General features: G+C 33.5%; 17 protein-coding genes. 4 read left to right on the forward strand and 13 right to left on the reverse strand.

What is annotated here, in order from left to right:
- Nucleotides 1–41: 41 nt before the first annotated feature.
- A complete protein-coding gene (fahA, locus tag M9Q43_RS03695) occupies nt 42–1,328 on the reverse strand; it encodes a fumarylacetoacetase (protein ID WP_262317630.1) in 1,287 nt (428 codons plus the stop codon).
- A 112-nt stretch (nt 1,329–1,440) separates the two neighbouring features.
- Here fahA and glyA point away from each other — a divergent pair, with 112 nt between their 5' ends.
- Nucleotides 1,441–2,715 (forward strand): serine hydroxymethyltransferase, encoded by a 1,275-nt coding sequence (gene glyA, locus M9Q43_RS03700; RefSeq protein WP_262317631.1) that lies wholly within the window; start codon nt 1,441–1,443, stop codon nt 2,713–2,715.
- Nucleotides 2,716–2,785: 70 nt separating this feature from the next.
- On the opposite strand, the gene M9Q43_RS03705 is transcribed toward glyA, so the two are convergent.
- Nucleotides 2,786–3,805: a M28 family metallopeptidase gene (locus tag M9Q43_RS03705; RefSeq protein ID WP_262317632.1), complete on the reverse strand. Its 1,020-nt coding sequence runs from the start codon at nt 3,803–3,805 to the stop codon at nt 2,786–2,788.
- A 162-nt stretch (nt 3,806–3,967) separates the two neighbouring features.
- Here M9Q43_RS03705 and M9Q43_RS03710 point away from each other — a divergent pair, with 162 nt between their 5' ends.
- Nucleotides 3,968–5,530 (forward strand): protein adenylyltransferase SelO, encoded by a 1,563-nt coding sequence (locus M9Q43_RS03710; protein WP_262317773.1) that lies wholly within the window; start codon nt 3,968–3,970, stop codon nt 5,528–5,530.
- Nucleotides 5,531–5,695: 165 nt separating this feature from the next.
- Nucleotides 5,696–6,031, forward strand: a complete 336-nt coding sequence (gene ytxJ, locus M9Q43_RS03715) for a bacillithiol system redox-active protein YtxJ (RefSeq protein ID WP_262317633.1) — start codon at nt 5,696–5,698, stop codon at nt 6,029–6,031.
- Nucleotides 6,032–6,064: 33 nt separating this feature from the next.
- On the opposite strand, the gene M9Q43_RS03720 is transcribed toward ytxJ, so the two are convergent.
- The 6 genes from M9Q43_RS03720 to M9Q43_RS03745 all read right to left on the reverse strand — a co-directional run bounded on the left by M9Q43_RS03720 (nt 6,065) and on the right by M9Q43_RS03745 (nt 14,908).
- Nucleotides 6,065–6,613, reverse strand: a complete 549-nt coding sequence (locus tag M9Q43_RS03720; RefSeq protein WP_262317634.1) for a PepSY-associated TM helix domain-containing protein — start codon at nt 6,611–6,613, stop codon at nt 6,065–6,067.
- A 21-nt stretch (nt 6,614–6,634) separates the two neighbouring features.
- Nucleotides 6,635–8,824 (reverse strand): TonB-dependent siderophore receptor, encoded by a 2,190-nt coding sequence (locus tag M9Q43_RS03725; RefSeq protein ID WP_316044623.1) that lies wholly within the window; start codon nt 8,822–8,824, stop codon nt 6,635–6,637.
- A gap of 399 nt (nt 8,825–9,223) precedes the next feature.
- Complete coding sequence (locus tag M9Q43_RS03730) at nt 9,224–10,981, reverse strand: RNA-directed DNA polymerase (protein WP_262317636.1); 1,758 nt, start codon at nt 10,979–10,981, stop codon at nt 9,224–9,226.
- Between the two features lie 194 nt (nt 10,982–11,175).
- Nucleotides 11,176–11,523: a DUF6686 family protein gene (locus tag M9Q43_RS03735; RefSeq protein WP_073583815.1), complete on the reverse strand. Its 348-nt coding sequence runs from the start codon at nt 11,521–11,523 to the stop codon at nt 11,176–11,178.
- 4 nt (nt 11,524–11,527) lie between these two features.
- Nucleotides 11,528–12,700 carry a PepSY-associated TM helix domain-containing protein gene (locus M9Q43_RS03740; RefSeq protein WP_262317637.1) on the reverse strand — a complete coding sequence of 391 codons (1,173 nt, stop codon included), beginning with the start codon at nt 12,698–12,700 and terminating at the stop codon, nt 11,528–11,530.
- Between the two features lie 63 nt (nt 12,701–12,763).
- Nucleotides 12,764–14,908, reverse strand: a complete 2,145-nt coding sequence (locus M9Q43_RS03745) for a TonB-dependent siderophore receptor (protein ID WP_262317638.1) — start codon at nt 14,906–14,908, stop codon at nt 12,764–12,766.
- A 198-nt stretch (nt 14,909–15,106) separates the two neighbouring features.
- Between M9Q43_RS03745 and prfA the strand changes: the two genes are divergently transcribed.
- Nucleotides 15,107–16,180, forward strand: coding sequence for a peptide chain release factor 1 (gene prfA / locus M9Q43_RS03750; protein ID WP_262317639.1), 1,074 nt, complete (start codon nt 15,107–15,109; stop codon nt 16,178–16,180).
- A gap of 48 nt (nt 16,181–16,228) precedes the next feature.
- Here the strand turns inward: prfA and M9Q43_RS03755 are convergent, their stop codons facing one another.
- From M9Q43_RS03755 to rmuC, 5 genes are all read right to left on the reverse strand, one after another.
- On the reverse strand, nt 16,229–18,256 hold the full coding sequence (locus M9Q43_RS03755) for an FG-GAP-like repeat-containing protein (RefSeq protein WP_262317640.1): 2,028 nt from the start codon (nt 18,254–18,256) through the stop codon (nt 16,229–16,231).
- Between the two features lie 28 nt (nt 18,257–18,284).
- Complete coding sequence (locus M9Q43_RS03760; RefSeq protein WP_262317641.1) at nt 18,285–19,367, reverse strand: hypothetical protein; 1,083 nt, start codon at nt 19,365–19,367, stop codon at nt 18,285–18,287.
- 78 nt (nt 19,368–19,445) lie between these two features.
- Nucleotides 19,446–20,003, reverse strand: a complete 558-nt coding sequence (locus tag M9Q43_RS03765) for an acyl-CoA thioesterase (RefSeq protein WP_262317642.1) — start codon at nt 20,001–20,003, stop codon at nt 19,446–19,448.
- Nucleotides 20,004–20,381 (reverse strand): 6-phosphogluconate dehydrogenase, encoded by a 378-nt coding sequence (locus M9Q43_RS03770; RefSeq protein WP_262317643.1) that lies wholly within the window; start codon nt 20,379–20,381, stop codon nt 20,004–20,006.
- Between the two features lie 3 nt (nt 20,382–20,384).
- The gene (gene rmuC / locus M9Q43_RS03775; protein WP_262317644.1) at nt 20,385–21,764 is read right to left on the reverse strand and encodes a DNA recombination protein RmuC; all 1,380 of its coding nucleotides are present in this window, start codon (nt 21,762–21,764) and stop codon (nt 20,385–20,387) included.
- Between the last annotated feature and the right edge of the window lie 26 nt (nt 21,765–21,790).

The raw sequence follows: 21,790 nt of genomic DNA on the forward strand, positions 1-21,790 counted from the left end.
GAAATCGTCTTTCGGAGTTTTGAGTATTTTATAAATTTGAATTAAAATTTCAATTCTACTGCTGGTAACAATTTACTTGAAACTTCTCCAAAACCAATTCTAAGATTGTCTTTTTGACAATATCCTCTGATTATTACGGTATCGTTGTCGTTGATGAATTTACGTTCAGAACCATCATTCATTTTTAATGGTTTTTGTCCGCCCCAACTCAATTCTAACATCGAACCAAAAGAATCTTCTGTTGGTCCAGAGATTGTTCCGCTTCCCATCATATCGCCCGAGTTTACTCTACAACCATTAATGGTATGATGCGCTAATTGTTGCGCCATTGACCAATACATGTATTTAAAGTTAGAACGAGAAACCACAGTTTCTACTGCATTTTCTGGCTGAATCGCAACTTCTAAATTAATATCAAATGCTTTTGCCCCTTTTTGTTTTAGATATGGTAATGGTTCTGGTGATTGCTCAGGACCTTTTACTCTAAAGGGTTCTAAAGCATCCATTGTTACAATCCATGGTGAAATTGATGAAGCAAAGTTTTTCGCTAAGAATGGTCCAAGTGGCACATATTCCCATTTTTGAATATCGCGCGCACTCCAATCGTTAAATAATACCATTCCGAAGATGTGTTCTTCTGCTTCTTCTACTGGAATTGGTTCTCCCATTAAATTCGCATCAGTAGTAATAAAAGCAGTTTCCAATTCAAAATCCACTAATCTTGAAGGCCCGAAAACAGGAGTAGTCTCTCCATTTGGTAACGTTTGTCCGTATGGTCTGTGTACAGGAATACCTGAAGGAACAATCGTAGAACTTCTTCCGTGATAACCTACAGGAATGTGTAACCAGTTTGGTAACAACGCATTTTCTGGATCACGGAACATTTTTCCTACGTTAGTAGCGTGTTCTTTTGAACTATAAAAATCAGTATAATCACCAATTTGAACAGGTAAAAGCATTTCGATATCTTCTACTTTAAAGATAACAACTTCTCTGTGCTCTTTGTTGTCTCTTAATTTTGGGTTATTTTCATCGAAAAGTTCTGCTAAGCGATTTCTTACCAAACGCCATGTTTTTTTTCCGTCAGAAATAAAGTCATTAAGTGTGTCTTGCATGAACATATCATCTGTAAGTTCAATACCTTCAAAATAACCTAATTGTTGTAAAGCACCCATGTCGATAGCGCAATTTCCAATTCGGGTTCCTATGGTGATAACATCTTCTTTTGTAATGAAAACACCAAATGGAATATTTTGAATAGGAAAGTCACTATTTTCAGGAACATTTATCCAAGATCTTCTTAGGGGGTCGTTTGCTATATTTGGCATAATTGTATTGTTAGTTTGTTGTTGAAAAATTATGAATCAAATATAAAATTATCTATCAATGTAACAAACCTTTTTCGTAATTTTGACCTAATTTTAACGAATATTTATTGCAATGCAACGCGACGAACAAATTTTTGACCTAATTCTTGATGAACAAGACAGACAAATTCACGGAATTGAATTAATTGCTTCTGAAAACTTTGTTAGCGACCAAGTAATGGAAGCTGCAGGTTCATGTTTAACCAACAAATATGCTGAAGGATATCCTGGTAAAAGATATTACGGAGGATGTGAAGTAGTAGATATTGTAGAACAAATTGCAATTGACAGAGCAAAAGCTTTGTTTGGTGCTGAATATGTAAATGTGCAGCCTCACTCAGGTTCTCAAGCAAACACAGCAGTTTTTGCAGCATGTTTGAAACCAGGTGATACTATTTTAGGATTTGATTTATCTCACGGAGGTCACTTAACACATGGTTCTCCAGTGAATTTTTCTGGAAAATTATACAATCCTGTGTTTTATGGAGTAGAAGAGGAGACAGGAGTATTGAATTATGATAAAATCCAAGAAATTGCAACTGCAAACAAACCAAAAATGATTATTGCTGGAGCTTCGGCTTATTCTCGTGATATGGATTTTAAACGTTTCAGAGAAATTGCTGATAGCGTTGGTGCTTTATTGTTAGCCGATATTTCACACCCAGCAGGATTAATTGCTAAAGGGTTATTAAATGATCCAGTTCCTCATTGTCATATTATAACAACCACAACTCACAAGACGTTAAGAGGTCCTAGAGGAGGAATGATAATGATGGGGAAAGATTTCGAGAATCCATGGGGATTAACTACTCCAAAAGGGGATATCAGAATGATGTCTCACGTTTTAGACATGTCTGTTTTTCCTGGTAATCAAGGTGGACCTTTAATGCACATTATTGCTGCTAAGGCGGTTGCTTTTGGAGAATGTTTAACTGATGAGTTTTTCCGTTATGCTATGCAAGTGAAGAAAAATGCACAAGCAATGGCAGAAGCATTCAATAAAAGAGGTTACAAATTAATTTCAGGTGGTACAGATAACCACATGATGTTAATTGATTTAAGAAACAAAGGGATTTCAGGTAAAGATGCTGAAAATGCATTGGTAAAAGCTGAAATTACTGTAAATAAAAACATGGTGCCATTTGATGATAAATCACCATTTGTTACTTCTGGTATTCGTGTGGGAACTCCAGCAATCACAACTCGTGGTTTGGTTGAAGTAGATATGGAAACTGTCGTAGCTTTAATCGATAAAGTTTTAATGAATCATACTGATGAAGCTGTTTTAGAACAAGTAGCAGAAGAAGTAAATGATTTAATGAGCGAAAGAGCAATGTTTGTATTTTAATTTCAAACACAATATCATAAAAAAACTCCTGACTAATCATCAGGAGTTTTTATTTTTATAAGGTTCGGATTTATTTTCCGTCTCTATCTACTTTTATTTTTTCAGGACGATTTGCTAATTCCCACGCTAAGGCAAAAGCTAATTGTGTTCTTTTTGCTAAAGCATCGTATTCAATTTTATCTGGCGTGTCACTTGGTAAGTGATAATCTGCATGAATACCATTAAAGAAGAAAATAGAAGGAATTCCTTTTTTAGCAAAGTTGTAGTGGTCAGAACGGTAGTAAATTCTTTCAGGATCGTTTCTATCGTTGTATTTGTAATCAAAATCTAATTTGGTATATTTTGCATTTACTTCTTCATTAATGGTGTGTAATTCACTACTTAATCTGTCTGAACCAATTACATAAATATAATTATTTGTATTTGGATGTAATGTATCACGTCTTCCAATCATATCAATATTAATATCCGCAATAGTATTCGCTAAAGGAAATAACGGATTTTCTGAATAATATCTTGAACCATGTAAACCGTGTTCTTCACCAGTTACGTGTAAAAATAAGATAGAACGTTTTGGTCCGTGTCCTTTTTTCTGAGCTTCTTTAAATGCTTGTGCAATTTCTAACAAAGCAACCGTTCCAGAACCATCATCATCGGCACCATTATAAATTTCACCATTTTTCATTCCCACGTGGTCGTAATGCGCAGAAATTACTAAAATTTCATCTGGTTTTTCAGAACCTTTAATGAAAGCCCAAATGTTTTCTGAATCATTCAATTTTGGAGCAAATCCTCTTTTCATAAATTCAGATGGCACTTTTTGATACCAATCTGATGCTGCTTCTGGGTAAGAAACGCCCATTTTTTTATACTCTTCAATTAAGTATTTTCCTGCTTTTTTTTGTCCTTCTTCTCCAGTATTTCTTCCTTGCATTTCATCACCAGCAACAATATATAAGTGTTTACTTAATTCTGGAGCAGTAATTGTGTTAATGTAAGTGCCAAGATCTGCTTTTGTAGTAACCTTTGATGATGAGCAACTCATCAAAATCAAAGATAAAACAGCACCTGAAAACAATATTTTTTTCATAAAAAGTGGTTTTTGGTTTTTAATTCTAAAACAAATATAATTAGTTAGTAGCAGAAATGATTTTTTTATTACACTTAGCGAGTAATTTTAACAAAATTTGAAGATTATTGCTGTTTATTACAAATTTACAATGAGTAACTTTGCAAAGAACAAGCCATTTTTATAATGAAATTAAACCTTAACGATACTTTCAATAAAGAATTGCCTGCCGATTCAAATGTTTCTAATACAAGACGACAAGTATTTGATGCTGCTTTTTCGTTTGTATCACCTCGTGTTCCATCACATCCTAAATTGCTTCATGTTGCTGATGAGGTGGCTGAATTATTAGGGATTTCTCAAGCAGAAACACAATCTCTTGATTTTTTAAATTTGGTTTCAGGAAGTGCTGTTTATCCAGATTCAAAACCTTATGCTATGGCGTATGCCGGACATCAATTTGGGAATTGGGCAGGACAACTTGGTGATGGTAGAGCGATTAATTTGTTTGAGATGCTGCATAATAACCAACGTTGGACCTTACAGTTGAAAGGAGCAGGCGAAACACCTTATTCGAGAACAGCAGATGGTTTTGCTGTTTTACGTTCTTCTATACGTGAGCATTTGTGTAGTGAAGCGATGCATTATTTGGGTGTGCCTACTACTCGTTCTTTATCCTTGGTGACAACTGGTGACAAAGTTTTACGAGATGTTTTGTACAATGGAAATGCCGCTTATGAAGATGGTGCAGTAGTGTGCAGAGTAGCGCCTTCGTTTATTCGTTTTGGGAATTTTCAGCTATTTGCTGCTCGAAAAGATAGTAAGAATTTAAAAGCGTTAGCTGATTATACGATTGAGTATTTTTATCCTGAAATTACAGTTCCGGGAAAAGAAAAGTATTTGCAGTTTTATCAGGAAGTAGTTAATCGAACGGTGGAAATGGTGTTGCATTGGCAACGCGTTGGTTTTGTTCATGGTGTGATGAATACGGATAATATGTCGATTTTAGGACTTACGATTGATTATGGTCCGTATGGTTGGTTGGAAGATTATGATCCTGATTGGACACCAAATACTACCGATGCAGAAGGCAGAAGATATCGTTTCAGAAACCAACCCGATATTGCTTTGTGGAATTTAGTACAATTAGGAAATGCTTTGTATCCGTTGATTGAAGATATTGATTCGATGGAACAAGTATTGAATAGTTATAGTCAGCAATTTGATAGCCAATTTCCGATAATGCAACAGCAGAAGTTGGGATTACAAGCGGAATATGATGCCGATTTTCAAGATGAATTAATTACTTTGTTGACTGCTTCAGAAACGGATATGACGATTTTCTATCGCAACTTGGCCAATGTAGTAAAAACAGATACTTCTGATGAAGCGTTAGCTAAAATTACCATAGCGTTTTACCAACCCGATAAAATTGTAACGACATTAAAAACGAGTTGGTTGAATTGGATGGAATTGTATTTGGAGAAAATTAAAGCAGAAGTTCTTTCAGATGAAGAAAGAAAACAAGCTATGAATACCATTAATCCAAAATATGTATTGCGAAATTACATGGCACAATTAGCCATTGAAGCGGCAGAGAAAGAAGATTATTCGCTAATTAATGAATTGTATACTTTACTAAAAAATCCATACAACGAACAACTAGAACAAGAAAAATGGTTTGCCAAACGACCAGATTGGGCGCGACATAAAGTTGGGTGTTCGATGTTGTCTTGTAGTTCTTAGATTTTTACACAAAGGTTAATTTAACATATAAGTCATATAAAAAAATAAGTCAAGCCTCACGTTGAATAAAGTTCATAATAGATTTTAAAGATTACTCTTATTTTTACAATCTGTGTTCCAAAAACCTGAAACCTGAAACTTGAAACTTGAAACAAAAAATATACTATGAAAAACTGGAATCCCATCACAACAGAACAACAAGTAAGAGAAATTGTTGAGAAATCGAATGAAAAACCTCAAATTATCTTTAAGGATAGTGTGACTTGTGGTATTAGTGCTTATGCTAAAGAGCGCTTGGTTAGTGGAAATGATGTATTGATTGCTAAAGCCGATTTTAATTATTTGGATTTGCTTTTGTACCGAAGTGTTTCTAATTTTATTGCTCATGAATTGAGTGTAATTCACCAATCGCCACAAATTATTGTTTTAAAGAATGGGGAAGTGGTGTATCGTGTTTCACATCATAGTATTCAAGCGGATGAGATTGCTAAATGGTTATAAAATAAAAAGGTTCGCACTAGCGAACCTTTTCTATTAACTCAAAATAATTAAAACTAAAATTGGAAAAATTATTCCGGCTACGGCTAGTTTCCAGCCTCTTCGTTTAAAGGTGTTTTTGCCGTGGGTTACCATTAAAGTTCCCGTGATGGCAATAAGTATTAAGGAAATTCCAAAAATATCAGAGTAGTAAATCCACCAGTTCGAAGTAGTTTTATGCAACTTCATCGTTTGGCTGATAATTGGTGTTTTGTTGAAAGCAACAATTTCACCTTTACCTGTTTTCATGTCGATTTCTACATCGTGTTTTTCAAACGAAATTTTAAAAGTGCCTTTCTTTACATTGTGGCGACGCATTTTATCATCTATGCCCAATTGTTTTCCTAAATTTTCAGCAAATTCTTCTGTAATTTGGCTTTCTTCTGGTAATTTTACTTCGATGTTTTTGGTTTCGATGGTGTATTTTTCAGGATGCCAATGTTCTCTATGGTTCATTAAAATTCCCGAAAAAGCAAACGAAATAATCAATCCTACATAGAAGTAACCAAAATCGCGGTGAATGTCTCTAACTAATTTTTGTTTCATTTTTTTGTGCTGATTGAGTTCTTAAAATTTATAACGTAACGAAGTTAAAATTTGTCTTGGAGCAATTGGATTTACACTGTAATTTTCGTGCAATGTATAGTTTAACTCGTTTGTAATATTTGATAATTTACATAGTAATGTAAATTTTTTCCAATTGTAGCCCAAAGATACATCAATAGTTGTGTAGCCATTTACAGGAATTTCTCTATCCCAAATTCCGTTTGGTCGTGTTGGATCTACTTGATTGTTCCAACCACCAAATCTGTCTCCAATGTAGTTTCCAATAGCACCAACTGATACATTTTTGAACATTCCTGTTGGAACGGTATAGAAGAAACTTAAATTAGCCGTATGTTGTGGTGTTCTTACTAAACGATCGCCTTCGATAAAACTTCCAGTTAATCCAGTTGTTTCTGTATAACGCATGTCGTTGTAGCTGTAACCTGCCATAATATTGAAATCGTCTATTGGTTTGTACGTAATGTCTAATTCGATTCCTTTACTGGTTGTTTCACCGCTTAACGCTTTAAGGTTTGGATTTGTATTGATGTTTCCGTTTGCGTCAAATTCTGCCGTTTGAACTAAATTGCTGTTTACAATTTGGTATAAAGTAACGTTTGTAGTTAATTTTCCTTTCCAGAATTCGTTTTTAATTCCGGCTTCAATTTGGTCAATAATTGATGGTTCTAAAGCTTCGTTATTAATATCTATTCCAGTATTTGGTGTAAACGAATTCGAATAACTTGAGAATAAAGTAATGCTTTTTGTAGGTTGGTAAATCAATCCCACTTTTGGCGAAAAAGCTCTGTCGTTACGAATTTTTTCTTCAGTGATTGTGTTGTTAACTTTATCATGAGTTTCTGGTTTTGCTTCTTGGTACGAATAACGAATACCTAATAATGCTTTGAATTTGTCAGAGAACGAAATCAAATCTTGTGCATAAACTCCAAAACGAGTAGTTTCTGTTTTTACGATTCTTGTTACTTCAGATGGCATAATTGGACCATCGTAAGTTGCATCATATAAAGCAGGATCAAAGATGTTTACAGGGTTTCCATAAGTAGTTACGGTTACTGGATCACCATTTCCATCTAACACAGCAGGATTGAAAAATCTAAACGTGTACGCATCGGCATACGAAATTTCTGTATCGATTCCTGTGAACAATTGGTGTTTGATTTTTCCTGTTTTAAAGTTTCCTTGTAAACTAATTTGGTTAGCCAAAATTTGTTCTACTGCTTTATTTCTTCCATACGGACGATTCCAATCGCCACTACCGTCTGTATTTGGTTGAATACGTTCTGTACCAATAGATTCTCTGTCGTAATCTTGGAAAGAAGAATTAAAATTTAGTTTCCAATTTTTATTGAATTCATGATTTACTAATATAGAAGCGGTTGCTTGTTTTGTGTTTCCGTTTGACCATTTTGCTCCTAAATAAGCGTTTCTCGGTACATCAGCAATAATAGAACCTGTTCCAAAATCAGGTGTCCAATCGTCGCTTAAATAATCGGCTTGAAGCGTGATTTCTGTTTTATCGCTCACTTTAAAAAGTAGGGAAGGGTTTACGTAGTAACGTTCTTTAGTAACATAATCTCTAAAGCTTTCTGAATTTTCATACGAACCATTAAAGCGAAACGCAATCGAATTATTAAAAGCACCATACACATCAGCCGAAGGTTTGTAGAAATTATAGCTTCCAGCTTGCATAGTGAATTCGCCACCAGTTTTAAAGTTAGGTGTTTTGGTAACCATGTTCATAATTCCTCCAGGCGCTACATTTCCGTATAAAAGTGCTGCACTTCCTTTTAAGATTTCTACTTTTTCTAACGAAGAAACCTCTGGAATAGAACCGCTGTTGAAACGAAATCCATTTTTAAACATGTTGTTTGCCGACATATCGTAACCTCTTGACCAAAACGATTCTTGAGCGCCACCACGAGCCGAACCTACATAAACACCATTAGCATTTTTAACCACATCACTCAAACGAATGGATTGTTGTTGTTGAATGATTTCTGCTCCAATAACCTGAACCGCTTGAGGTAAATCTTTTTCTTTGATTCCTGCTCTGTTTACTGAAGATTTTGATGGATTATTTTTTGCGGTAACCACTACTTCTTTTAGTTTTTTTACGGTATCGTTTACGGTAAAATAGTTTTCGCTAACATCATTAGGGTTTTCTTGGGCAATTGCCTGTAGTGAAGACAATAGGACTATAGTTTTTAAAATGTTTTTATACATCTTATTTAGATTTAATTAAAATAATGATGCAAAAATATAAAGTCAAAATGAATTCACAAAGTTTATTTAGATTTATTTTAAATAAAATTTATAACGAATTGAAATTCAAATGGTAGGTTGAGAAGTTTTTTTAAGAGTGAAGAGAATGGAGAATGGGATAATGAGAAAATCCCGAGGAATTCGGGATTTTTTATGCTTTAGTATTGGCGAGTAGTAGTGAATAACTTTTTTTTACGTTTTGCCGGCTTTGCTAGGTTTGGGTTTATATTGCCCTAAACCATTCCATTTGGACTTAAGCTAAATATACAGAAATATCTTTCCATTATGCCCAATGTCTACATCAATTGTAGCGGCTGTTACGTGTTGTTAGTATTCTCCACCTTCATCTTCTTCTTCGTCTTCATCATCACCATCATCATCATGAAAATTTGGCCAATCTCCAAATGGATCTCCAAATTCTATTGGTGGATGAACTATAAACTCGGTTTTTAGCTGAAGATTTACATCATAAAATGAAATGTCATAGTAATTAAGAATATTGAAAAAGTCATTTGAGTTTAAAATATTCCGCCCTTTAAAGTCAAGCCAATTTTTTATATATGATTCATAAGCTAAAATCCAATGTTCATCAAATAGCGATTGAGAAGTTAAAGATTTAGCAAGTTCAGTTAATGTCGGCTTTTTGCCAAGGAATAGCTTTGAATCAATTAAATCTAAAGCAACTAATTTTGAGATTTCGTCATGAGATTTTAGTACAGATGAGATTGTTTCACTTTTACATTTGATGTTAAATGACTTATAAAACCAAAGTGACCACGAAACTTCAAAAGAATGATTAAGACTTATGTGTTCGGTTATAATTTTGTCTAAAACTGATGCAATCCTTTCTTTTGATTTAGGGTTGACATAGGTTTTATATGATAATATAATTTTGAATATCTGTTTGATATTACTCGGATCAATTAATATAGTTTGTAAAAGCAATGATAGAAATATCTGCCAATTCTCTTTTTTAATCTTTACATTTCCATATTCAAAACGCGTTAATCCATAGTTTATAATCCAAGACGAATTTGATTTATTACTATCAACGATAGAGTAAAGAATTGTAAAATAATTTCTAAGCTCGTATTTATCATTGTTTTGAAACTTAAAATTAGATAATGTAATTGACCAATTTTCAATATATCTTAATGGAATTTCTTTAATACCAACTTTATTTTCATTTGTTTCTAGTTGAAAATCATATAAAATTCGTTGAACAATTTTTAAAATATTTTCAGCTTCTCCGTGAGTATCCACATAAAAAAAATAATCGTCATAATATCTAATACATTCGTGAGAAATTTTGTTGATTTTATTATGAATTTCGAAGTCAATCCTGCATCCTATTAATTCAGCTAATAGAAATGAAGTATCTGGTCCAATAGGAATACCTATACTTTGCCTTTCGTTACAATTTCTAACTAATGTATCAATAAAATCTGCAACCCTATATGTTTGAGCTTTTGGGTCGATAGCTAACAATGTAGCCCATTGAGAAGGTTTTGAATTTTTAATTTTGAAATACTTTTTTGCATCAACTTTGCCAAGTAAGCCCCAAGGTATTGAATGAGTATATATAGTTGGATAAAAATTTGAAATATCTATTTTAAGTTCAACTTTTCTATTAAAAGATTTTTCAATAAGCTCAAATTTAAAGTTATTCCACGATTTACTTTTTGTTCTTATGGAGCGCTTTGCTTTGTGTAAAACAGGTTTACTTTCTGAGTAAGAGCTTATTTTATACGTATCACTAATAATTTTCCAATTATCAACTATGGCTTGTGATAAGTCAAGATATTGCTTAGGGTTTGGAATTTCAAGTTTTCTTCTAGAATATACACCTTTAGAAATACTATATTCAATCAATTTTGAGCTTCCATATTTTTGAGTGAAATTTTCATTAAATCTATTTTTTGCATCTTTTGGTAATTCACCTGGTTTTTGTAATTGCTCATCAGCTAATAATTTTTGCCATTTTGAAATTACAAACCTTGATTTTTCTCCAAAGGATTTTGTATGAAAAGGTGGTGGAAGTTCTTTTGGGAAATATCCATCCTGTAGAAGTTTTTTTAATTTCATAGTGAGTTCTTCTCTAATAACACATAATAAACATATATATGTCTGACAAAATCATACATAGCTACCCAATTTTGGGTGTATATGTCTGACAAACATCTGATTTATCTTTTTTCAAAAATAAGAAAAAAATCTTACAAATTATCAAATGAAATTTTAATCGGTTAAATAACAAAAAAAGCCCACCAAAGTGAGCTTCAATTCCAAAATATCCCATTTTTTAAATCGTTATAACTTAACATTTCGTTTGTGTTTTCGAAGTTGATGAGTACGAGTAATTCATACAATTCTAATCGATTAATGAGAATAATGAAATTGCTTTGCAACGTTGGTATGGGAATTTTCTTTTTATAAATGGAGTGTTCGTATTCCTTTTCCCAATAGTCGATATCAATACGTTTTAGGTAATTTGCAAACGCAATTAATTCGTCTTCGGTAAGGCTAAAGTTGAGGTTATTGAAGGTTAATTGGTAATTGCCACAACCTTTCAAGAAAATCAGCATGCCGTTTTGGGTTTGTTTTAAAATGGAATAATTGCAACACATAGTTTTACTTTTTATTTCGTTTTCCCCACCAAATTAAGAACCCTGTAACTGGTAATGACGCGCAAACTAAACTAATTATCAACGCTAAAATCTTGCTCCAAATACCAAAAATGGCTCCAATGTGAATATCGTAATTCGCAGCTACCGCTTTTTCGCCCAAGTTCTTGTCGTGATGTGAATGTTGGTGCAATAATTCTCCCGAATTTTCATCAAAAATCAAACTGTGATTCACGTGATACGAGTAGGAGAGTTGTTTCACAAACACATCATAATTCGGATGTTCGTGGTCGTCTAAATGTTCGTAACCAAAATCCAAACTGTATTGAAACGCATCAGGATATAATTCTTCGACTTTTTTACCAATTTTATCCAACGTGTGTTCGTTTCGCATTTCGATTGGTGCTTTGGTTTTAATGTGCGAAAAATCAGGATATGTTGTGCTTCCTCCCGAAAATACGAAGTATAAAATCGCTTGAATAAAGAAAAACGCATAAAACAATCCTGTAAAGGCAACCACAAAAGCTAATGAAGAAACATAAAATCCTAAAATGTTGTGCAAATCGTAGTTTTTACGTTTCCAACTTTTTACGTTTTTCCAATTGAAAGCAAAGCGTTGTTTTCTAGCGTTTTTGTTTTTCGGCCACCACAAAATTATCCCCGAAATCAGCATGAAAACAAAAATTAATGTCGGAATACCACAAACATACGTTCCCCAATCGGTTTTCAGCATAAAACTGAAGTGAATCGATTTAATGATGTTGAAAAAATCAGTCGTTTCATCATAAACACCACGAATTTCGCCCGTAAACGGATTCACATAAACCGATTTGTAAACGACATATTCTTCGTAAAAATTCCAACCTTCCGGATTTCTTTCGTAGTAATAGAAAATGTAGCTTCGGCTTTTATCAATAGGAACCGCTACCCAGTGAATCGGATATTTTTCATTGGTAAATGCATCTACTTTTTGCTCTAAAACTTTAAGCGAAAGCGTTTGTTTGTTGGCGATATTCGATTCGTGATGATAAATGGCATCTTTTCGAAGGTAATTCGTGATTTCTTCCTGAAATACATAAATCGCACCCGTAATCGAAATGATAAAAACGATTAAACCGGTTGATAAACCTAACCAAAGATGTAGTTTTCGAATGCCTTTTTTGAAACTTGATTTTTGCATGTGATTACGATAAAAACTCCCCACCGAAATGAGGAGCTTGCTTTAAACTAAACAGAAAATAAACTAAAATTTATAAGTAACACCAGCTGTAATACTGCGTAAACGTTGAGGTGTAACCGTTGACCAACCTGAATAATATTTCTCATTCAACATATTATTCAATTTTAAAGACACATTAAACTTGTCGTTGTCATACGATACAGCCGAATTTAAAACCGTGTAATCAGGTAAAGCGAAAGTTCCTGTGTTCGCTCTGTTCAAAGTTTTGTATTCGCTAGCGTAGTTACCGCCAAAACCAATTCCTAAACCTTTTAATTGTCCTTCAGTTACTGTATAATTAGCCCATAAATTCATTAACGTTTCTGGACCTGCTTCTTCTGGACGTAATCCTAAATAACCATCGCCAGGAGATTCTTTCGTAACTTCTGCCTCATTATGACTAAAACCTGCAATAACGTTTAATCCTTTAATTGGATTGGCAACAATACTTACTTCAACACCTTTGCTTTCTACTTCACCACCTTGAATCGAGTTATTGATGTTGTTTGGATCAGTAATTACACGGTCTTTCACTCTAATGTCATAATAACTCACCGAAGCTGAAATAATATCTTTATACAAACTTGTTTTTAAACCCACTTCAAACTGATTCGCTTGTTCTGGATCGAATTCTTTGATTCTTGGATTGCTTCCATCTAAATCGGCAACCGTTGTTGGAGCTACGTTTTTAAATCCATTCATATAATTTCCAAAAACAGATACTTTGTTTTCTACGATTTGATACACGGCACCAAATTTTGGAGATAAAGCTACTTGACCTTTTGTTTCTTCGCTATCATATTGAGACGTTTTTCCATCAAAATAATCCAAACGTAAACTTGCCATTACCGATAATTTATTGGTGATATTCAATACATCTGAAACATAAGCACTCATAATTTCTTGGTTGGCTTCTGTATTTCCGGCAAAACTTCCGGTTAAAAGAGCGTCAGTTCCAGCTTGTGTTAAAACTCCACTGTCTGTTCCGTTAACTAATGAAACAATTCCGTTAGAAACCCAACCTGAACCACCGTTAATCAATCTCGAATTGTAATAATCCAATCCTGCAACTAAACGGTTTCTCATGTTTCCGATTTTGAAATCGCCTATGAAATTTTGTTGGATGTCGGTAGTGTAAAACGTTCCATCAGCTTTAGAAATAAATCTTGTGAATTCATCACCATTTGCGGAATCCCATAAATAGTGATAATATCCGTTTGTTTTTGTTGAACTTTTAGATAAAACCGTTTGTAAAGTCCAATTGTTCGATAACTTATAAAGCGCTTGCATTTGCATGTTGAACGAGTTGTTGTTCATAGTTAAGTCATTTGATGTAAACGATCTTTTGTAATTTCTATCAAACAATTCCATTGAATCAAATGAAAGAGGTGAGTAGCGACTCAAGAAAATCATGCTCGCTTTTGCTGAAGTGTTGTTGTAAAATTCTGTGTTTACTAAGAAAGTCAATTTGTCGTTAACTTCATATTTTAAAGACGGCGCTAAAAAGAAAGAATTTGAAAATCCAGCATCTTGGAAAGATTCTTCTGTAGTGTAGGCTGAATTCACACGAATCGCAGCTTTCTCATTAAGTGGAAGATTTACATCTGCAGTAACACGATTGCTGCCATAGGTTCCGTTGTTGTAACTGATTTCACCACCAAAAACTTGATGTGGTTTTTTAGTTACTACGTTAATTAATCCACCATAGGAAATCACACTACTTCCAAACAATGTTCCTGAAGGACCTTTGATAACTTCAATGTTGTCGATGTTAATTGGATCAATTGTGGTATTCGTTAAAGCAGGTAATCCATTTACCATTGAGGGTTGAACAGCAAAACCACGCATTGAGTAATATTCAGCTCCATCACCATTACGACCAGTTGATTCCCAAAGTCTGGTTGCACCTGTTGCGTTTTTTAGTGCGTCGTTAAAGTTTGTTACTACTTGTTCTTTTAAAAGATTTGCAGGAATAGAATTGTACACTTGTGGATTTTCAATATCCTTCAAAGGCATTTTAGAAACGGTTGTACTGCTTTCTTTTTTGTACTTGTTTTCTCTTGTGCCTTCAACTGTAACTTCTCTTAAAACTTTTATTGAATCATTTTTTTCTTGACTAAAAGTTAGTACAGAGGTTAGTAAAAGTGATGTAATAATTATGTTTTTCATTCTTATTAAGATTAAATTAAAATAATATCACAAAAATATTGAGTCAAAATGAATTCACAAAATTTATTTAGACTTATTTTAAATAATATTTTTAACGAGTTGATTTTCAAGTAGAAACTTTATTCCTAAGTTTAGGAACTTAAATTTTTGAACTTTAAACTAAAATTGTAACTTTGCACTCCAAAATAAATAACAGCTATGTTAGATAGATTACAATATGTAAAACAACGTTTTGACGAAATTTCAGACTTAATTATTCAGCCTGATGTAATAGCGGATCAAAAGCGTTACGTACAATTAAATAAAGAATACAAAGACCTTAAAGGTTTAGTTGAAAAACGTGAAGAGTACATAACTCTTGATGGAAATATAAAAGAAGCTAACGAAATTATTGCAGATGGTTCTGATGCCGAAATGGTAGAAATGGCCAAAATGCAATTAGACGAAGCTAAAGAGCGTTTACCACAATTGGAAGAAGAAATCAAATTCATGTTGATTCCTAAAGATCCAGAAGACGCGAAAAACGTAATGGTTGAAATTCGTGCGGGTACTGGTGGAGATGAAGCTTCTATTTTTGCAGGAGATTTATTTCGTATGTACACTAAATATTGCGAAGCACGTGGTTGGAGAACTTCTGTAGTAGATGTTAGTGAAGGAACTTCTGGTGGATTCAAAGAGGTGATTTTTGAAGTAACAGGAGAAGACGTTTACGGAACTTTGAAATTTGAAGCAGGAGTACACCGTGTACAACGAGTTCCTCAAACTGAAACACAAGGTCGTGTGCATACTTCGGCAGCAACGGTAATGGTTTTACCAGAAGCAGAAGAATTTGATGTACAAATTGATATGAACGATGTTCGTGTTGACTTTTTCTGTTCGTCTGGTCCTGGAGGTCAGTCGGTAAATACTACCAAGTCTGCGGTTCGTTTAACGCATATTCCAACTGGATTAGTGGCGCAATGTCAGGATCAAAAATCGCAACATAAGAACAAAGATAAAGCAATGGAAGTATTGCGTTCTCGTTTGTACGAAAAAGAATTAGCCATCAAACAAGCGGAAGATGCTACTAAACGTTCTTCGCAAGTAAGTTCAGGTGACCGTTCGGCAAAAATTAGAACCTATAACTATTCTCAAGGTCGTGTAACTGATCATAGAATTGGTTTAGACGTTTTTGATATGGATGGAGTTATGAATGGTAAAATTCAAAAATTTGTTGACGAGCTTCAAATGGTAAACAACATGGAAAAATTAAAAGAGAACGAAGTTTTCTAATCATAAAAAAAGCCTCTTTAAAGAGGCTTTTTTTATGATTAGAAAACATTAATTTTTCTTTATAAAACTTTCAGCATATTTATTACCATCTTCAGTTTCTATTGATAAGATATATAATCCTTCTGCTAAATCTGACACATCGAAACTTCCATTATTTAAATTTCCTGTTTTAATTATTTTTCCTAAAGTTGAAAGAACAGAAATATTTTTAATATTTAGTACTTCACTATTAGAAAGTGTAATCAAGTTGGTTGTAGGATTTGGATATAAGATAATTTTAGAATTTCCATTATCAACTAAACTTAAAGGACTAGAACCTTCAATAACATTTAAAGCACTATTAACAGTAGGGTTGTTAATAACGTCAACTACACCTGATGGCCATAAAACCACAACTTGTGTTATTGCTGTTGCAGAACCAATCCCAAAATGAACATTTAAAGTACTCATATTTCTAAAACCTTCACCACTTCTAACATCTCTAATTTGTTTTCCCCAAGGGCCATATATTTCAATTCTTGCTCCTATACCATTTCTATTGCTTTGTATGCCTTGAAGGTTAAATTTTATCCAATTATTTCCATTTCCGTTGCTGTAATATATCGTTGAACCACTTTGAACATCAACAAATCCATCATTGTTAAAATCCCCTACTGGACCTGGTACAAAACCTATATTAAATGGAGAAAATGTCATATTACCATTGTTTCTCATGATTTTATTTCCACCACCCATTACATCTGTAAATCCGTCGTTATCAAAATCATAAGTTATATGTTCGATGTTTAAGCTTGTATTTGTATCCCAACCAGAACCAGCAGTTATATCAGTAAAAGTTCCATTGCCATTATTTCTCATTAATTTGTGATGTCCATCAGCGTTTGAACTTGCTCCAATTAATGCATCCATGTCTCCATCATTATCAAAATCATTCCAAGCTGAAGACCATGTTTGAACTGGGTCAGCCATATTTGAAGCTACAGAAACATTTGTAAAAACACCGCTTCCGTTGTTTTGGTGTAATTCGTTCACTTTTGCGGTTGAAGCTCCACCTCTACATTTTGCTATAAATAAATCTTGATCGCCATCATTATCATAATCTACCCATACAGAACCATAATTTCCTCCTTCTGAATGATCGCCTAATCCTCCTTGGTAAAAAGTTAAGTTTCCTGAACCATCATTTAGGTAATAAACATTTGGATCAACATCATGACAAACAAATGTATCTAAATGACCATCATTATTAATATCAACCATGTTAGATCGTTGTGAAAATACATATTGAGGTCCAGAAATTTCTGTAAATCCTGTTCCGGTTGCGTTAGCTTTCATAAAGGTAACACCACTTCCTCCTCCATAAACTAAATCGTTAAATCCATTTTTATCTAAATCACCTGCAGCGATACTCCATGAAGGAAGAAAATCAGCAGCAGTAGTAGTGATAGTGCTATTTGAAAATCCTCCAGAAGTTAATTGATAATGTATTTGAACATTTGTTGAAGATACTGCAACAATATCATCTAGATAGTCACCATTCATGTCAACTGCACAATTTAAATAGCTACCAGAAATTGTAGGAATGGCTTGTGCTGTAAAACTAACTGGCGCAGGTATTGGAGGTGTATATGTGTTTTCGATTAATTGAAAAGTAAAACCAGCAGCACTCCATTTATTATCAAAAGCAATATAATATGTGGTTCCTGCCATTGCAGAAAAAGTTGCAACAGAAAGATATCCTGTACCTACTGACCCGCTATCATCATCCCCAGAATGGCAAACTAAAGCACCACAACCACCAGAATAAACATTAAAATTAGTGTCTCCACCAGAGTTTATTGCTAAATCAGTTGTTATAGTAACAGTATAATTAATTGTAGGTGTATATCTGTACCATTCAGAGTATTTTGTAGTTTGTGTATTTACGTTCCCAGCACAAGCTAATGCAGAAGGGGTTCCGTCTAAAGTGCCTACAACATGTGATCCAGCTGAAACTACTACAGCAGTTTCGCAGGTGTTTTGAGAAAAGGAATAACTTCCGAAAAGTATTCCAATTAAAAGTAATGTTTTTTTCATAAAGTATTGGTTAGAGGGTTGTTTTTAATTAATCGCAAGGTTCTAATGTATTGATCCATTGTTCTAATAATTCAATACCTTCTGTATGGACAATGCTTCTACCTAGTAATGGCATTCTAACACTTTCGTCAGTGGCACTTAATCTATAATACATTACTGAACGATTTTTATTAGCTGGTGTAATAATATTAGTTAGAGCGCTATTAATGTCTTCTTGAGGCGGAATACAGACTCCTAAATTTGCAGGATTTGTTGTTTCATCAAATGCAAGTCGAATAGGTCTATAATCACAATGACTACCTTCATGATGGCAATGTGCACAATTCATATCTACATATGAGCGTACTCTTAGTTCTAACGGTTGACTAGTGTCGTTATAGTTTACAGTTGAATTGATTGTTTCGGGTAAAGTGTTTTCTAGTAGCCCATTTTCAATCCATTTTTGTAACTGATTTTTTGTTTCTACACCGTAATTGTAATTGAAATTTAGGTTTTGCGGCTTGATTCCAATTGGAATAGGTTGGTCATTTCTTTTGTGACAAGTCAAACATTCTGTTTCTGATGGAATTCTATAGTTAACATTTAACAAATCCCCATTTTCATTTACAAATTCAATATTTGTGAAACTTCCAGACATATCTAATGTTGCTTCAGTTTGTGCTTCATTCCATATGTATTCTGCAAAAATCCATCCCGTAGATTTTCTAATCATTATTCGAGTTTCAATGATTCGAGTTGTGTTTTCAGGCTGAACATTGTCATAATAAAATGTTTTTATAATTGCCGAACCCACAGGAAGTTCTAAAACATTTCCATCTCCATTATATGTTGATTTTACACCTTTTGGAATCCAAATGAATCTCTTTTTATGAGCATAATCTGTAAAAAGTGTACTTGCAGGAATGTAAGGTAAAACATCTAACGAAGGTTTTTGATCTTTCATTTCACCTTCAAAAAAATGATAATCCGATAAATTTTCGTAAGGAACTTGAGTTAAGTCAACAGTAACAGGAGATATTGGTATATATTCTTCGTCGTCATTATCTGTACAGGAAAACACAAAAAGTAGCGAAATAGCAAAAAAGGATAGAATTGCGTATTTTTTTGTCATATTAGTAGGTTTTGTTTGTTTTTGTAACAACAAATATAACTTTTTTTTTAAAATGACAAAATTTTTATAGTCTAATAACTAATTATTTGTTAGTTTTTCTGCAATTTCTACATTGTAATTTTTTAAATTATTGATTGCATCTTCTGAATGATAATCAAAAGTCATTTCCAATTCTTTGTATTTCTTTTTATTTTCAATACGATTGATACTGTCATAAAAACGACGAACTTCTTCCATGTTGGAAATAATCAATTTTGGAACTTTTACATTATTTCCCAATTCGTCTTTGGCAACCATTGTAAAATAACTCGAATTACAATGTTTTTTAATTCCTGTTTGAATGTGTTCCGATGTTACTCGAATGCCCACAACCATCGAAGTTTTCCCAACGTAATTTACTGAAGCTTTCAAAGTTACTAATTCGCCAATTTCCACCGGATTTAAAAAATCAACCGTGTCAACAGAAGCCGTTACGCAATAACATCCCGAATATTTTGAAGCACAAGCAAAAGCAATTTGATCCATAAGCTTCAACAAATAGCCTCCATGGATTTTTCCACTAAAGTTGGAGTGAGACGGCAACATTAATTCCGATAACGTAATTTTTGATGCTTTAACTGTATTGGCTGTTTCCATCTATTTACTATTAAAATATGGGGATTGTTCAGGGGTTACTTTTACAATAAAATAATGTGTATCTCCCCACCAAGGTAATGTCTTGATACGTTCTTTATATTCCAATTTCACATATTGACCTTGGTATTTTTTTAAATCTTCTATGACTTTTTCTTCACCATCTTCAACTGAAAATGGGAAAAATCGGGTAGCTCCAAAACCTTCATTTAGTTCGCCTTCCCAAGTTTTGAAAATAACACCTTTATTGCTAAATTTCGATAAAACGCCACTTCTAACACCATCGCTCAAGGTGAAATTGTAAATAAACAAGGTATAACCTATTAAACCTATGGTTACCGCCAATAGAAAGTAAACCAAAATTTTTCTTGCTGTGTTCATGTGTTAGTTATTTTCTTCTGTTAATAAATTTTCTTCGTTTTCAGCTCTTTTTAAAACCGATTCGGGTAATGCTTTTTTAGCTTTAGCCCCCATTTTCTTTAATTTTTCAACGCTGGTAATTAAATTTCCTTTTCCGTCAACTAATTTGTTCATGGCGTTACCATATTCAATTTTGGCTTCGTCCATTTTTTTTCCAATTTTAATCAAATCGCCAACAAATCCTTCAAACTTATCATATAAAGCACCCGCCTGACGCGCAATTTCAATTGCATTTTCTTGCTGTTTTTGATTTGTCCACATACTATCAATCGTGCGTAAAGTAGCCAAAAGGGTAGAAGGTGTAACAATTACAATATTCTTCTCAAAAGCTTTGTTGTATAGGGTTGTGTCTTCATTTAAAGCAACTGCAAAAGCTGATTCAATTGGAATAAAAAGCAATACAAAATCGGGACTTTCCATGTGGTATAAATCCTGATAATTTTTGTTGCCCAATTGTTCCACATGGCGATTAATTGAAACCACGTGTTCTTTTAAATGCTGATTTTTCAGGCTGTCATCTTCTTCGTTAATGTAACGTTCGTAAGCCGTAAGTGTTACTTTTGAATCGATAATCATTTTTTTACCATCAGGAAGATTGATGATTACATCTGGAAAAACACGACTTCCATCTTCAGTTGTGTGACTTTGTTGCACGAAATATTCTCTATCTTTCTCTAATCCTGATTTTTCTAAAACACGTTCTAAGACCAATTCGCCCCAATTTCCTTGCATTTTACTATCACCTTTTAAGGCTTTGGTTAAATTGATGGTTTCCTTACTCATTTGTTCGTTCATTTCGCGAAGTCCCAAAATTTGTTGGCGCAAGGCTGCGTGATAATCAATACTTTCTTTGTGGGTGTCTTCGACTTTCTTTTCAAAAAGTTGAATTCTATCTTGTAAAGGAGAAAGAATATTTTTAAGATTTTCCTTGTTTTGCTCGGTGAATTTTACCGTTTTCTCTTCTAGAATTTTGTTAGCTAAGTTTTCAAATTCTTTGGTAAATTTTTCTTGAAGTTCTTCTACTTCTTGCTTTTGTTCTTTATTTCGTTCCCAAAGATTGTCAAAATCATTTTCTTTTTTTGCCAATTGAATGGCTAACGATTCTTTTTCTTTCTGAAGGTTATCTTTTTCGGAAGTAAGTTGTAAAAGCGATTTTTCAAACTGATTTCGCTCGGTTTGAAATTGAATTTTTAATTGTTCAATTTGACCTAAAAGTCCGTTAATTCGTTCTTCTAAACCTGATTTTTCGGATTGTGATTTGGCAGTAAAAAGCAACTTTCCAAGGAAAATTCCAATGGCAAGTGCAACAATAAATGTAACTAAAATAAGCATTGATTCTGGCATAAATAATTTAAATATCTGAAGTTAAA

The sequence above is a fragment of the Flavobacterium odoriferum genome, from assembly GCF_025499515.1.
GTDB lineage: Bacteria > Bacteroidota > Bacteroidia > Flavobacteriales > Flavobacteriaceae > Flavobacterium > Flavobacterium odoriferum.

Excerpts from the sequence above, each read along its gene's own strand:
- ytxJ (WP_262317633.1), top strand. The coding sequence starts at position 5,696 with ATGAAAAACTGGAATCCCATCACAACAGAACAACAAGTAAGAGAAATT.
- M9Q43_RS03720 (WP_262317634.1), bottom strand. The coding sequence starts at position 6,613 with ATGAAACAAAAATTAGTTAGAGACATTCACCGCGATTTTGGTTACTTC.
- M9Q43_RS03765 (WP_262317642.1), bottom strand. The coding sequence starts at position 20,003 with ATGGAAACAGCCAATACAGTTAAAGCATCAAAAATTACGTTATCGGAA.
- M9Q43_RS03730 (WP_262317636.1), bottom strand. The coding sequence starts at position 10,981 with ATGAAATTAAAAAAACTTCTACAGGATGGATATTTCCCAAAAGAACTT.
- M9Q43_RS03745 (WP_262317638.1), bottom strand. The coding sequence starts at position 14,908 with ATGAAAAACATAATTATTACATCACTTTTACTAACCTCTGTACTAACT.
- M9Q43_RS03760 (WP_262317641.1), bottom strand. The coding sequence starts at position 19,367 with ATGACAAAAAAATACGCAATTCTATCCTTTTTTGCTATTTCGCTACTT.
- prfA (WP_262317639.1), top strand. The coding sequence starts at position 15,107 with ATGTTAGATAGATTACAATATGTAAAACAACGTTTTGACGAAATTTCA.
- rmuC (WP_262317644.1), bottom strand. The coding sequence starts at position 21,764 with ATGCCAGAATCAATGCTTATTTTAGTTACATTTATTGTTGCACTTGCC.
- M9Q43_RS03740 (WP_262317637.1), bottom strand. The coding sequence starts at position 12,700 with ATGCAAAAATCAAGTTTCAAAAAAGGCATTCGAAAACTACATCTTTGG.
- M9Q43_RS03705 (WP_262317632.1), bottom strand. The coding sequence starts at position 3,805 with ATGAAAAAAATATTGTTTTCAGGTGCTGTTTTATCTTTGATTTTGATG.
- M9Q43_RS03755 (WP_262317640.1), bottom strand. The coding sequence starts at position 18,256 with ATGAAAAAAACATTACTTTTAATTGGAATACTTTTCGGAAGTTATTCC.
- glyA (WP_262317631.1), top strand. The coding sequence starts at position 1,441 with ATGCAACGCGACGAACAAATTTTTGACCTAATTCTTGATGAACAAGAC.
- M9Q43_RS03770 (WP_262317643.1), bottom strand. The coding sequence starts at position 20,381 with ATGAACACAGCAAGAAAAATTTTGGTTTACTTTCTATTGGCGGTAACC.
- M9Q43_RS03735 (WP_073583815.1), bottom strand. The coding sequence starts at position 11,523 with ATGTGTTGCAATTATTCCATTTTAAAACAAACCCAAAACGGCATGCTG.
- fahA (WP_262317630.1), bottom strand. The coding sequence starts at position 1,328 with ATGCCAAATATAGCAAACGACCCCCTAAGAAGATCTTGGATAAATGTT.